General features: G+C 72.0%; 14 protein-coding genes. 7 read left to right on the forward strand and 7 right to left on the reverse strand.

Translation table 11 applies throughout. From position 1 onward, the window contains the following. Positions 1-15: 15 nt before the first annotated feature. Positions 16-906, reverse strand: coding sequence for a cobalamin-binding protein (locus tag H9L09_RS13735; RefSeq protein ID WP_187577461.1), 891 nt, complete (start codon positions 904-906; stop codon positions 16-18). Between the two features lie 63 nt (positions 907-969). Between H9L09_RS13735 and H9L09_RS13740 the strand changes: the two genes are divergently transcribed. Genes H9L09_RS13740 through H9L09_RS13750 form a run of 3 tightly spaced genes read left to right on the forward strand, consistent with a single transcriptional unit; the run spans position 970 to position 2705 of the window. Beyond that, the gene (locus H9L09_RS13740; protein WP_187577462.1) at positions 970-1746 is read left to right on the forward strand and encodes a sulfite exporter TauE/SafE family protein; all 777 of its coding nucleotides are present in this window, start codon (positions 970-972) and stop codon (positions 1744-1746) included. Then, positions 1743-2369 carry a YigZ family protein gene (locus tag H9L09_RS13745; protein WP_187577463.1) on the forward strand — a complete coding sequence of 209 codons (627 nt, stop codon included), beginning with the start codon at positions 1743-1745 and terminating at the stop codon, positions 2367-2369. The genes H9L09_RS13740 and H9L09_RS13745 overlap by 4 nt, the downstream gene beginning before the upstream one ends. A 9-nt stretch (positions 2370-2378) precedes the next feature. Further along, positions 2379-2705 carry a pyridoxamine 5'-phosphate oxidase family protein gene (locus tag H9L09_RS13750; protein ID WP_187577464.1) on the forward strand — a complete coding sequence of 109 codons (327 nt, stop codon included), beginning with the start codon at positions 2379-2381 and terminating at the stop codon, positions 2703-2705. Here H9L09_RS13750 and H9L09_RS13755 read toward each other — a convergent pair. After that, entirely contained in the window at positions 2702-4567 is a 1866-nt protein-coding gene (locus H9L09_RS13755; protein WP_223164043.1) for a glycoside hydrolase family 2 protein, read from the reverse strand. The genes H9L09_RS13750 and H9L09_RS13755 overlap by 4 nt on opposite strands. A gap of 55 nt (positions 4568-4622) precedes the next feature. Here H9L09_RS13755 and H9L09_RS13760 point away from each other — a divergent pair, with 55 nt between their 5' ends. Then, positions 4623-5180, forward strand: a complete 558-nt coding sequence (locus H9L09_RS13760; RefSeq protein ID WP_187577465.1) for a GNAT family N-acetyltransferase — start codon at positions 4623-4625, stop codon at positions 5178-5180. Positions 5181-5185: 5 nt separating this feature from the next. On the opposite strand, the gene H9L09_RS13765 is transcribed toward H9L09_RS13760, so the two are convergent. The 3 genes from H9L09_RS13765 to H9L09_RS13775 all read right to left on the reverse strand — a co-directional run bounded on the left by H9L09_RS13765 (position 5186) and on the right by H9L09_RS13775 (position 6714). Beyond that, positions 5186-5470 carry a DUF3303 domain-containing protein gene (locus H9L09_RS13765; protein WP_187577466.1) on the reverse strand — a complete coding sequence of 95 codons (285 nt, stop codon included), beginning with the start codon at positions 5468-5470 and terminating at the stop codon, positions 5186-5188. Between the two features lie 66 nt (positions 5471-5536). Continuing rightward, entirely contained in the window at positions 5537-5854 is a 318-nt protein-coding gene (locus H9L09_RS13770) for a hypothetical protein (protein ID WP_187581049.1), read from the reverse strand. Positions 5855-6171: 317 nt separating this feature from the next. Continuing rightward, complete coding sequence (locus H9L09_RS13775; protein ID WP_223164044.1) at positions 6172-6714, reverse strand: DinB family protein; 543 nt, start codon at positions 6712-6714, stop codon at positions 6172-6174. Between the two features lie 182 nt (positions 6715-6896). On the opposite strand from H9L09_RS13775, the gene H9L09_RS13780 reads away from it, so the two are divergent. Next, positions 6897-7232 (forward strand): VOC family protein, encoded by a 336-nt coding sequence (locus H9L09_RS13780; protein ID WP_187577467.1) that lies wholly within the window; start codon positions 6897-6899, stop codon positions 7230-7232. A 153-nt stretch (positions 7233-7385) separates the two neighbouring features. Further along, on the forward strand, positions 7386-8375 hold the full coding sequence (locus tag H9L09_RS13785; protein ID WP_187577468.1) for an ornithine cyclodeaminase family protein: 990 nt from the start codon (positions 7386-7388) through the stop codon (positions 8373-8375). A gap of 66 nt (positions 8376-8441) precedes the next feature. On the opposite strand, the gene H9L09_RS13790 is transcribed toward H9L09_RS13785, so the two are convergent. Next, a complete protein-coding gene (locus H9L09_RS13790; protein ID WP_187577469.1) occupies positions 8442-10391 on the reverse strand; it encodes a hypothetical protein in 1950 nt (649 codons plus the stop codon). Between the two features lie 492 nt (positions 10392-10883). Here H9L09_RS13790 and H9L09_RS13795 point away from each other — a divergent pair, with 492 nt between their 5' ends. Then, entirely contained in the window at positions 10884-11333 is a 450-nt protein-coding gene (locus tag H9L09_RS13795) for an iron chaperone (protein WP_187577470.1), read from the forward strand. Positions 11334-11430: 97 nt separating this feature from the next. On the opposite strand, the gene H9L09_RS13800 is transcribed toward H9L09_RS13795, so the two are convergent. Continuing rightward, entirely contained in the window at positions 11431-12129 is a 699-nt protein-coding gene (locus H9L09_RS13800) for an alpha/beta fold hydrolase (protein ID WP_187577471.1), read from the reverse strand. Positions 12130-12160: the final 31 nt, after the last annotated feature.

Consider the following 12160-nt stretch of genomic DNA (forward strand, 5'->3'; position numbering starts at 1 on the left):
CCGGCACCCGCAGGCTCAGCGCAGCCGCCGCGCCAGGGTCGGGTCCGGGACCGCGGCCACGCCGGGGTGCAGGATGCCGGCCAGCGCCTCCACCCCGTCCACCAGCCGCGGACCCGGCCGGGCGAACGACGCGTTCGCGTCGACCGCCCACACCGGCACCTCAGCGGGCAGAGCGCCGGAGGCGACCAGCTGCTCGGTGAGCCCGACCGACTGCTCGAGGCCGAAGCCGCACGGCGCGGCCACGACCACCTCGGGCCTGGCGGCGCGCACGTCGGCCCAGCTGGTCCGGAAGGACTTTTCCCCGGCCGTCCCGAGGACGTTCGTGCCGCCGGCCAGCACGGCCATCTCCGGGACCCAGTGGCCGGGCGCGAACGGCGGGTCGGTCCACTCCAGGACCAGCACCCGCGGCCGCGGCCGGCCGGCGACCCGGCGTATGACCTGATCGACGCGGGCCCGCAGCGCGCTCACCAGGTCCGCGGCGGCGGACTCCCGTCCGGTGGCGGCGCCCAGGACGCCCACGGAGTCCAGCACCTGCTCGAAGGTGTGCGGGTCGATGGTGAGCACCTCGGCGGTGCAGCCGAGGTGGGACAGCGCGTCGTCGACGACCGAGACGTCGACGGCGCAGACCGCGCACAGGTCCTGGGTGACCACCAGGTCGGCGTCCAGGCCGGCCAGCGCGCCCTCGTCGAGGTGGTAGAGGTCCTCGCCGTTGCGCATCGCCTCCGCCACGAAGTCGTCGATGGCCCCGGGCGCCAGCCCCTCGGGCATCGCGCTGGTCGAGACGATGGTGCGGCTGCGCGCCTCGGCGGGGTGGTCGCACTCGAAGGTGACCCCGACGACGTCGTCGCCGGCGCCGAGGGCGAAGAGGATCTCCGTGGTCGAGGGGAGCAGGGACACGATGCGCACGCACCGATCCTCGCAAACGCCGGCCGTCACCGGGCCGCCGGCCGGTGCGGCTAGGGTCCTCGCGTGGACGACCTCTCGGCGTGGACCCTGCTGCTGCTCGGCCTCGCCGGCCTCTTCGCAGGGTTCGTCGACGCGGTCGTCGGGGGCGGCGGGCTGGTCCAGCTGCCCGCGCTGGTGCTGGGGCTGCCGGGCGCGTCGCCGGTGCAGATCCTGGCCACCAACAAGCTCTCCTCGGTCTGCGGCACCTCGGTCAGCTCGGTGACCTACTACCGCCGGATCAGGCCGGACCCGAAGACCTTCGGGCCGTTGATGATCTTCGCCTTCCTCGGCTCGCTGTGCGGAGCGGTGGTCGCCTCGCACATCCCCAAGAGCGCCTTCGAGCCGATCGTGCTGGTCGCCCTGGTCGTGGTGGGCGCCTACGTGCTGTTCAAGCCCGACGTGGGCGAGCTCACCGAGCTCCGGTTCGCCGGGCACCACCACACGCTGGCGGCGGTGCTGGCCGGCCTGGTGATCGGCTTCTACGACGGCGCGTTGGGCCCGGGGACCGGGTCGTTCTTCGTGTTCACGCTGGTCGGTCTGCTCGGCTACAACTTCCTCGAGGCCTCGGCCAAGGCCCGGATGGCCAACTGGGCCACGAACGTCGCCGCCCTGTGCGTGTTCATCCCGCAGGGCGCGGTGATGTGGAAGGTGGGTCTGCTGATGGGGGCTGCCAACCTGGTCGGCGGCTACGTCGGGGCCCGCACCGCCGTGGCGCGGGGCTCCCGCTTCGTGCGGGTGTTCTTCGTGCTGGTGGTGAGCGCGTTCATCATCTCGCTCGGGTGGAACGTGCTCAGCGGATGAGCACGTCGTACCTCACCGTCGCCAGGAGCGCCTCGGCAGAGCTCGAGGTCAAGCGCTCCCGGTTCCTCGGCCACGTCGAGCGGGTCGGCTCCGAGGTCGAGGCGCGGGCCGTCGTGGACCGGATCCGCAAGCAGCACTGGGATGCGCGCCACCACTGCTCCGCGTTCGTGCTCGGCCACGACGGTGCGGTGCAGCGCTCCCACGACGACGGGGAGCCGTCGGGGACGGCCGGGGCGCCGATGCTCGAGGTGCTCCGCGGCCGCGAGGTCAGCGACGTGGTCGCGGTGGTCACCCGGTGGTTCGGCGGCGTGCTGCTCGGCGCCGGCGGGCTGGTCCGCGCCTACGGCGACGCGACCCGGGCGGCGCTGGACGAAGCCGGCGTACGGCGGCGGCTGCTGATGTCGCGGTACGACCTGCGGGCCGGTCACGCCGACGCGGCACGCTGGGAGGCGGAGCTGCGCTCGCGCGACGTCGTCGTGACCGGGGTGGACTACGGCGAGCAGGCCACCCTGCACCTCGCCGTCCCGGCCGGCTCGGCGGCCGGCTTCCCCGCGCTGGTGGCCGCGCTGACCGCCGGCGCCGGTGTCCCGGAGCCCGCCGGCGAGTCCTGGGTGGACGGGTAGGTTGGCCGCATGAGCGTGCCGGTCGACCTCGACGAGCTGGGCCAGCAGCTGGAGGCGTTCGGCTTCGCCTACCTGCTGACGGTCGGCGACGGGCTGCGGGCGCACGCCGTCGCGGTGCGTCCGGCCCTGGCCGACGGGCAGCTCGTCGTCGAGGGGCTCGGCCGCCGTACCCTCGCCAACCTCCAGGCCCGGCCCGACGTCTCGCTGGTGTGGCCGCCGGTGGAGGAGGGCGGCTACTCGCTGATCCTCGACGGCCGCGCCGCGTCCTTCCACGAGGAGTCGCGGGGTGTCCGGGTGGCGCCCGAGCACGCCGTGCTGCACCGGCCGGCGGGCTAGCCGGTCCCGCTCGACTGCCCCGCCAGCGCGACCTCGGCGAGCACCTCGCGGACCAGCCCGGCCGGCAGCTTGAGCACCTCGCGGTCGTAGGTGAGCAGGCCGTTCACCTCCTCCTCGACGTCGCTGAGCTGGGTGTAGACGGCCGCTGCGAGGCCGTTGCCCACCGCCGGCACGATCTCGTCGCGGTGCAGCCGGGTGAAGGCTCCGGCCAGCTCCTCGGGGGAGTGCACGTGCCGGTAGCCGAAGTGGTGCCCGCTCCAGGTGTGCCCCGGCACCGCGAGGTCGGCACCGCCGTACTCCGAGAGCACCAGCGGCCGCCGGTCCCCGGTCCGGCGTGGCGGCACCCGGAACCGGCGGCCGTACAGGTGCAGGCTCCACAGGTCGCCGCCGCCCTGGTCGTGCCAGCCGCTGGCGTGGTCGACGCTGCGGGTCGGGTCGAGCGCCGCGAGCTCGGTGGCGATCGCGGCGGCGTCGAACTGGCCCCAGCCCTCGTTGAACGGGACCCAGACCGCCAGGGCGGCCACGTTGCGCAGGTGCTCGACGGTGGCCGTCATCTCGGCGCGGAACTCCGCCCGCCCGCGCGGGTCGGCTCGTCCGAGCCAGGCCTGCTCGCGGGGACGGTCGTCGCGCAGCCGGATCAGCCGGCCCTGCCGCGTCCCCGGCCACGTGACCGCGGCCGTGCGGTAGTTCTCGCCGCCGTTGACGAGGTCCTGCCACACCAGCATGCCGAGCCGGTCGCAGTGGTGGTACCACCGCAGCGGCTCGATCTTGACGTGCTTGCGCAGGGTGTTGAAGCCGAGCCGCTTCATCGTCTCGATGTCGTGGACCATCGCCGCGTCGGAGGGAGCCGTCATCAGCCCGTCAGGCCAGTAGCCCTGGTCGAGCACCCCGAGATGGAGGTACGGCCGGCCGTTGAGCAGCAACCGCGGGACGCCGGCCTCGTCCGGTCCGACGCCGAACGAGCGCATCCCGACGTAGCTGCGCACCCGGTCCTCGCCCAGCACCACCTCGACGTCGTGGAGGAACGGGTCCTCGGGGGACCAGGGTCGTAACGCGGTCAGCGGGATCCGCGTCGGGCGGCCGGGGACGACCGGGGCAGCGCCGACCTGGTCGCCGTCGGCCAGGATCCGGACCTCGGCGCTGGTGGAGCCGGCCGATCCCGCCGAGCCGGCCGATCCGGCCGATCCGGCCGATCCGGCCGATCCGGCCGAGACCACGGTGACCTCGACAGCGCCCTCGTCGAGCAGCGGCGTCAGCACGAGCCGCTCGACGTGCTCGGGCGGGACCGCCTCCAGCCAGACCGTCTGCCAGATGCCCGACTGGGCGGTGTACCAGATGCCGCCGCTGACCAGCCTTTGCTTCCCGCTGCTGGGGCCGCGGTTGTTGCCGACGTCGCTGACCCGGAGCAGCAGCGTCGCGGAGTCCCGGCCGGCGAAGGCGTCGGTCAGGTCGCACGTGAACGGCAGGTAGCCGCCGGAGTGCGCGCCGACCTCGACGTCGTCGAGCCAGACGGTGCAGGTCTGGTCCACGGCGCCGAAGTGCAGCAGCAGCCGGCCCGGGTCACGGCGGAAGCCCGGTGGCAGGGTCAGCGTGCGGTGGTACCAGAGCAGCTCGCCGGGCTGCAGCTGTCGGCCGACCCCGGAGAGCGGCGCCTCCGGGGAGAACGGCACCAGGATCCGGCGCTCGAACCGTTCGGGCCGGTCGGTGTCGGCGTCGGTGAAGGCGCAGTCCCACCAGCCGTTGAGGTTCAGGTAGGAGTCGCGGACCAGCTGTGGCCGGGGATGCTCGGGCAGCACCTGCTCGGGGTCGAGCTCGCGGCCCCAGCGGGTCGTCAGCGGGGACGGTCCTGGCTGTTCCGGCACGTCCCCGACCCTAGGGCGTCGAGCGGCCGCGCGACGGTGCCCTAGGGTCGGCGTCGTGCAGATCCGCGAAGCGACCGACACCGACTGGGACGAGATCTGGCCGATCTTCGAGGCGGTCGTGAAGGCCCAGGAGACCTACGCCTTCGACCCCGACATGCCCGAGCAGGTGGCCCGCTCGATCTGGATGGAGCAGCCGCCGGGCCGGACCACCGTGGCGGTCGAGGACGCGCCGGCGGCTGCCGGCCGGCACGGTCGCGTGCTCGGCAGCGCCAAGATGGGACCGAACCGGTCCGGTCCGGGCGCGCACATCGGCACCGCCAGCTTCATGGTCGAACCGGCCGCCCGCGGGCTCGGGGTGGGCCGGGCTCTGGCCGAGGACATGATCGAGTGGCAGCGGGGCCGCGGCTTCCACGGGATTCAGTTCAACGCCGTCGTGGAGACCAACGACGCGGCTGTCCGGCTGTGGCGCGCCCTGGGCTTCCGGGTCATCGGCACCGTGCCGGAGGCGTTCCGGCATCCGGTGCACGGCCTGGTCGGCCTGCACGTGATGTACCTGCCACTCGCCGGCGGCGCCACCGGCGAGTCGATGTCACCGGTGACGCCTGGGAACTGACGGCCTCAGCCGTAGACGCGCTGGATGACGGGGAACGCATCCTCGAGCGTCGTGATCGGGACGGTCTCGAAGTCCATCCACGGGGCGTACCGGAGCGTGACCTCGTAGGTCTTCGCGGAGTCGGCGTCGGTCTCGGTGATGAGGTAGCCGCCGCGCCCGTCGAGCCGCTCGTAGTGGCTGACCACGCCCTCGCTGGTTCCCACCTCGAGGAACCGCTTGGTGAGGTCGCGCAGGTCGTCCTCCCTGAGCCCCTCGCGATAGCGGTAGGTGGTCATGTACAAGCTCTTCATCTGTTCACCTCCCTTCTCTCTCCGCAACGCTAGGAAGCGCGTTCGGAGGCGCGGGAGAGGCGGAGGTCACACCGGCTTCTTCTTCCGGCGGCGGAAGAAGGGCAGCAGCTTCTTCTTCGCCGCCGCCGGATCAGGCGTGGGGGCGTCTTCCTTGACGGCGCGCCCCTTCTTCTTGGCCGACTTGCCCAGCTCCTCGCCGGGATGGGTGACGGCGCGCGGCAGCACCAGTGCGACCGACTTTCCGAACAGCCGACCGGAGAGCACCAGCAGCGGGATCCCCAGCGGCAGCAGGATCAGGGTCGCGGACAGCACGATGCCGAGCAGTGCGACCACGCATGCCAGGATCCAGACCAGCGCTCCGAGCAGAGCCTTCGCGATTCTCATCGAGCTCACCTCCCCAGGCACCCTTGAGGGTTCCCCGAAACGAGCCGGGTCACGCGGTCCGCGACCGGTCGGCACCGTGGGGCGGCGCTCCGACATGCACTCGCCCGGTCAGATGCCCGTTTCGGGGCAGAGGTGCGGGTCGTCCGGGCGCGAGTGCATGTCGCACGGCAGGTGACGGCGTGGTCGTTCCGACCAGGACCCGGCTAGGGAGCACCGCCTGCGGCCGCTGCCGCCAGAGCCGCCTGGGGCGGTCCGGCTGCGGTCGCCGAGGCCCCGCTCGGGCTGCTCGAATCGCCTTTCGGCGCGACGTCGGCGGGCTACTGGCCGATCCGGCCGTCGATCCGCTCCCGCAGCAGGTCGGCATGGCCGTTGTGCCGCGCGTACTCCTCGACCATGTGCACGAGCAGCTCGCGCAGCGAGATGGGTCCCTCGCGGGTCATGCCGAGCACATCGAGGTCAGGGGCCTCGGCCACGAACTTCTCGGCGAAGGCGACCTCAGACCGCCACGTGTCCCAGGCCTCGGCGACCAGCGCCGGGTCGGCGACCGCGCCGTCGAAGTCTCCGTCCGGGTCATCCTCGGAGCAGTAGTGCGGCGGCGAGTCCAGGTGCGCGAACCGGACCCGGAACCACCGTCGCTCGACCTCGGCCATGTGGCGCACCAGGCCGAGCAGCGACATCGTCGACGGCTCGACCGCGCGTCGGGCCAGCTGCTCGGCGTCCAGGTCGGCGCACTTCAGCTCGAGGGTGAGCCGCTGGCAACGCAGGAACTCCACGAGGGTTGCTCGTTCGTCTCCCAGACTGGGTCCGTTCTCGCGGGGGTCGTGCTCGGCGTCGAGGAACATGTCAGCGCGTCCGTTCATGACGCCATCTTGTTGCAGACCGGCGCAGACCTCCAGCCACGACGGGTCGCTCCAGCCCAGGAGGGGAAGGTTGCCGCCGTTGCGGAGGCTGCGCCCGTAGGTCGGCAGCCGCTTGTCGAGGATGCGGGGCTTCCTACACTCGGCGCCCCGGCGCCCGGACAAGACGTCGCTAGCGTGAGGGCATGGTGTCCTTCATCAAGTCGGTGACCTTCGACTGTCGAGAGCCCCTGCGCGTCGCGGCCTTCTGGGCAGAGGCTCTCGGGTCCAACGTCGACGAGGACAGCACGCCCAACCGTGCTTGGGTTGAAGCGGCAGGCTGGGGAGGACCGAGTCTCTGGTTCATCCGGGTTCCGGAGGGGAAGGTTGCGAAGAACCGTCAGCACTTCGACCTGCGGCCCACCTCGAATGCCGCGGAGGAGGTCCGACGACTGGTCGCGCTGGGCGCGCGCGTGATCCAGGAGGGTGGGGGCCTCGTCGTGATGGCGGACCCCGAGGGCAACGAGTTCTGTGTCGAGTAGGCACGCTCTTCCCAACGGTGGCTGAAAGGGCAGCGCCCATGGAGATGTGGTCCTCGACGCTGCGGCCTGGGCGGTGGCGGCACTCACGATCGCGCGGTACGTCGACTGTGAGTGGCCTTCCCCAGATCAACGGTGGACGACCAGACTGTGCTCATGCTGGTGCTGAGTCGCACGGAAACCGAGTCCCTGCTGGACCTCGATGCGTTGCGGCACGCGCTTCGAGCGGCGATGACGGACGTGAGTGCTGGCCGGGTCTCCATGCCGCCACGGATCGCGGCGATGGTGCCCGACCGAGGCCTGCTGGCGGTGATGCCAGCGCACCTGCAGGGCAGTGGGAGCCTGGCCGCGAAGCTGGTCAGCCTGTTCCCGGGCAATGCCGGGACCCGTCTGCCCACCCACCAAGCAGTGGTGGTCGTGTTCGACGCCGATACCGGCGAGCCGTTGGCCTTGCTCGACGGGATCTCGATCACCACGCTTCGAACGGCGGCCGGTTCAGCACTCTCGGCTGAGCTGCTGGCGCGGGAAGACGCAGCCACGTTGGCCATCTTGGGGACGGGCGTTCAGGCAAGAGCCCACGCCGAGGCCATGGTCCGGGTGCGTCCCATCCAGCGCATCCGCGTGGCTGGGCGGAACCAGGATCGGGTCGGCGCCTTGTGCGCGGCGTTGCAGGACTCTCTCGGAATCCCCGCGCTGGCGGCCGACAGCTACGCCGACGCCTGCGCCGACGCGGACGTGATCTGTGCGGCGACCCATTCACCAGATCCGGTGGTGCGCCGCGACTACCTGAGGCCGGGGGTCCACGTCACGTCGGTCGGGTACAACACGGAGGGTCGCGAGGTGGACTCGGCGACCGTCATCGAGGCGTTGCTCGTGGTCGAGTCCAGCGACGCGGTGCTCGCGTCGCCGCCGTCCGGAAGCAATGACCTCAGGACACCGATCGAGGAAGGGTTGATGGGGCCCGAGCACATCCACGCCGAGATCGGTGAACTGCTCCTGGGGACCAGACCTGGCCGGACGTCACCGGACCAGATCACGCTGTACAAGTCCGTCGGGATCGCCGCCCAGGACGTTGCGGCGGCGCACCTCGTCCTGACCGCTGCGGTGGAGCGTGGTCTCGGTCTCCAGGTCGACCTCTCCGCCTGACTCGGGCCTCGACCATCTGCGACACCTCGACGGTCCTCGCCTGACCCACCGTGCCGGCACGGTGGGTCAGGCGGCGGTTTCGGCGCGGGTGGCGAGGAGGGTGTGGGCGATGGTGGTGGGGACTCGGTAGGTGCCGGTGGGGTCGGTGACCCAGTGATGTCCGTGCACCGAGCGCCACAGGTACACGCCGGGTTGGAGCTGGGTGAGGTGCCAGCGGCCGTGGGTCTTGAGGCGGTGGTGGTGTCGGACCATCGGGGCGGCGTTGTGCAGCCCGGTCTGGCCGGGTGGGGCGCCGGACCTGGTCGGGGTGGAGCTGGTCGGGGTGGGAAGCATTGTGCCGGGGGGTGGCTGGTCCGGTGGGCCGGTCCATCGGTAGGGGACGGGGTGGTCGATGTCCTTGTCGCGGCCGGTGTGCACTGCCCAGGGGAAGACGTCGCGGGGGTTGATCGCGTGCAGGGCTTCTCGTTGGTTGGGGGTGAAGTGGTAGCCGTTCACGGGTTGCACGGTGTCGGGGTCGAGCACCGGTTGGATGGTGACCCGGTGGTGGCCCAGCCACTGTCGGGCCTGTTCGAGGGTGAGCGGGCCGATGCCCTCGGCGTGGACCGCCTGGGGGCCCAGGCCGGGGCGGAACTGGGCGAGGTAGGTCTCCAGGCTCATGTGCAGGTGCAGCACGGCCTTGGGGAGCAGCTTGTCGAAGTCGGCCTGGCGCAGCCCACCGAGCCGGGCCCACAGTGCGTCGGGGTCCCGGGGCAGGTCCGGGTCGGCGTGGTCGGGGACCTGCAGGTACGACGGCGCGGCCGGCTGGTCCGCCGCAGCGGGCTCGTCCGCGATGTGGTCGGCGGGATCGTCGGGGTCGACGGCAGCCTCCGCATCGTCGCTGCCGCCGCTCTGCTCGGGGGCGGGATCAGCGGGCGCACCGTGGTCGCCGGACGCATCCGGATCGGTGTCGCTGCCGCCGGTCCGCTCGGTGTCAGCACGCGCGCCACTGGATGCACCAGAGGCGGCGGACACGGCTGGATCAGCGGACGCGGCGGGGTCAGCAGGATCGGCGGACGCGGCGGACGCGGCGGACGCGGCGGGCGCGGCGGACGCGGCGGGCGCGGCGGACGCGGCGGGCTCGGCGGGGTCGGCGGGCACACCGGGGTCGGCGGGGTCGTCGGGCGCAGCGGGGTCGTCGGGGTGGGCGGGGAGCTGGCTGGTGAGCAGGGCCAGCGCGTGCGCGGGGTGGGCGAGGATGCCCAGCGCCGCGGCCCGGCGCACCGCCACCGACCGGGCGTCCCCGCGCCGGCGGAGCACCTCGGCCAGCTGGTCGAGGACCGCGACCAGGTAGATCACCTCCCCGGCGTTGGCCTTGGCGATCAGCGTCTTCAGGCCGTGCTCGTTGGACTGCCCGGCCACGACGTACTGCTCCGCGGCCGCCGCCAACCGGCAGTCCTCGGCCCGCCGCGGGTCCGCGGCGATCACCATCCGCTCCACCAGCTCCACATACGCCGCCCAGGACAGCGTGTCGATCCAGGAGTGGGTCTGGCCGTCGACGAACCGGGCGCCCTCCAGCGCCACCGGCGGCTCACCGGCCTCGGAGCGCCCGACCAGCCGGGCGGTCTCCAACGCCTTCCACACCGGCACCTCGCCGCGCACCGCCCGGCCCCACAGCAGCGGATGCCGGTGCCGCAGGTTCGCCACCTTGCGCAGGTAGGCCTGCCCCGCGGCCGGGCTCATCTCCTGCAACGCCGCGAACTCCGCCGCCGCGAACTCGGTGATCATCGGGGTGCCGTCCGCACCCGAGGCCACCACCCGCTCGGTCCCCGGCAACACCCGCCCACCCCTACCACCCGCGGCGTCGGGGTCCTCGGGGCGGTCGGAGGCGGCATGCTCGACCGGGGCATGCAGGTCCAGCCAGTGCGCGGCCAACCGCAGCCGCCGCGCCTCGACCAGCCGCTGGGCCCGGTGCTCGGCGGAGATCGCCTCGCACGCCTGGCTGGCGTCGAGCTCCTCGATCTCCATCGTGTCGAACATGTGTTCGATCCTAGGAGAGACCGCCGACAGTATCGAGGGGCATCTGCAGGTCTGGGGACAACCCAAGGATGTCCCGCCATGGCGGGGTAACAGCGGAGGCCGGGCCCGGGGAGACCCGAGGAGAGTCCCACGAGGGGGCGACAACGGGCGCCGGGCCCGGGGAGACCCGAGGAGAGTCCCACGAGGGGGCGACAACGGCGCCGGGTCAGGGTGACCCGAGGAAAGTCCCGCTAGCGGAGTGACGACGGGCCGGCTCGGGGACAACGAGGAACGTCCCGCGCGCGAACTACTCCTCGTTGGAGCCGGTCGCCGACCCCGGCGCTGAAAGCTTCGCGACCGAGGTCGGGCATCCTCCCTGCACTGCTGATCCGATCAGGAATCGAGAAGCGCCAGAGGTTCCGTCCGGCCTAGCCTCGTTCGCAGAAGGCCGGCACCGAGTCGAGAGTCGAGAGTCGAGAGCCGAGAGCCGAGAGTCGAGAGGCAGGGGTCACGATGCCCACGAAGAACCTGAAGAGCGAGTCCGACGGCTTCACCGCGGAAGAGCGCGCCGCGATGAAGGAGCGTGCCGCCGAGCTGCGCGCCGAAGGCAGGCAGGGAGCAAAGAAGGCGGACGGGCTGCAGGCGGTCCTCGACCGCATCGCGGAGATGGCGCCGGAGGACCGGGCGCTCGCCGAGCGTGTGCACATGACGGTGACGGCCAACGCCCCGGAGCTGTCGCCCAAGACCTGGTACGGCATGCCCGCCTACGCGAACGCGGACGGCAAGGTCGTCGTCTTCTTCCAGGACTCGGGCAAGTTCAACTACCGCTACTCAACGCTGGGCTTCCAGGACGCGGCCCACCTCGACGACGGCGACCTCTGGCCGGTGTCGTACGCGCTCCAGCGGTGGAGCCCCGCGGTCGAGAAGAAGGTCGTCGAGCTGGTGAAGGCCGCCATCTCCTGACCAGGGGCTCCGGGTCAGGAGGGCTGGGCGACGGCCGAACACACCGGCAGCGCCGGGCCGACGAGCGGGTCTCCGGTGAAGTTCGGCGTCGGTGGGGTCAACGGGCGGCGTCGAGGATGACTCGAGCCAGGAGGCCGGGCTGGACGAGTTGCGGCCAGTGACCGCCCGGCAGATCGACGTACTCGACGTCACGGATCATCGTGAGCTCCTTGACGTCGTCGACACCATCGTTCACCCAGCCCTGCAGCTGCTCGGAGGTGTACTCGGGACACACGGCGGTGACCGGAACCTGGTAACGCCGTGGATCGCGGAGCTGCTGCGGCTCGGTGACGACGCCTTCCGGCACGGGGATGGCCTCGGCGTAGAGACGGGCCAGTGCCGGCTCGTCGAGGTCGGCGATGCTCGCCTCCTCGCCGAGCTCGGCCCAGTCCGGCATCAGCACCTCGCCGTTCGCTGCCGGCAGACCATCGAGAAGCGGACTGCCGTCGGGGGTCGGGAATCCGCCGACATAGACCGCACGAGCGATGCGGTCGGGTCGTGCGTCGACCGCGGCGTGACCGATGCCGCATCCTGCCGAGTGCGCGACGAGCAGAACCGGTCCGTCAGCGGCATCGATCGCGGGGACGACGGCGTCGACATGGTATCGAAACGTGATGCCCGAGCGCGGTGCATCCCTGCTCTCCATGCCCGGCAACGTCAGCGGATGAGCGCGGTGCCCGGTCTGCTCCAGTGCCGGGACGACGCCGGCCCAGCACGAGCCATCGAGCCACAATCCGGGGATCAAGATGATGTCCATAGGACCTTCCGTGCTCGAGGGCGCTGCATGA

The organism is Nocardioides mesophilus (assembly GCF_014395785.1).
GTDB lineage: Bacteria > Actinomycetota > Actinomycetes > Propionibacteriales > Nocardioidaceae > Nocardioides_B > Nocardioides_B mesophilus.

Excerpts from the sequence above, each read along its gene's own strand:
- H9L09_RS13745 (WP_187577463.1), top strand. The coding sequence starts at position 1,743 with ATGAGCACGTCGTACCTCACCGTCGCCAGGAGCGCCTCGGCAGAGCTC.
- H9L09_RS13750 (WP_187577464.1), top strand. The coding sequence starts at position 2,379 with ATGAGCGTGCCGGTCGACCTCGACGAGCTGGGCCAGCAGCTGGAGGCG.
- H9L09_RS13765 (WP_187577466.1), bottom strand. The coding sequence starts at position 5,470 with ATGAAGAGCTTGTACATGACCACCTACCGCTATCGCGAGGGGCTCAGG.
- H9L09_RS13770 (WP_187581049.1), bottom strand. The coding sequence starts at position 5,854 with ATGAGAATCGCGAAGGCTCTGCTCGGAGCGCTGGTCTGGATCCTGGCA.
- H9L09_RS13775 (WP_223164044.1), bottom strand. The coding sequence starts at position 6,714 with ATGAACGGACGCGCTGACATGTTCCTCGACGCCGAGCACGACCCCCGC.
- H9L09_RS13780 (WP_187577467.1), top strand. The coding sequence starts at position 6,897 with ATGGTGTCCTTCATCAAGTCGGTGACCTTCGACTGTCGAGAGCCCCTG.
- H9L09_RS13785 (WP_187577468.1), top strand. The coding sequence starts at position 7,386 with ATGCTGGTGCTGAGTCGCACGGAAACCGAGTCCCTGCTGGACCTCGAT.
- H9L09_RS13790 (WP_187577469.1), bottom strand. The coding sequence starts at position 10,391 with ATGTTCGACACGATGGAGATCGAGGAGCTCGACGCCAGCCAGGCGTGC.
- H9L09_RS13795 (WP_187577470.1), top strand. The coding sequence starts at position 10,884 with ATGCCCACGAAGAACCTGAAGAGCGAGTCCGACGGCTTCACCGCGGAA.
- H9L09_RS13800 (WP_187577471.1), bottom strand. The coding sequence starts at position 12,129 with ATGGACATCATCTTGATCCCCGGATTGTGGCTCGATGGCTCGTGCTGG.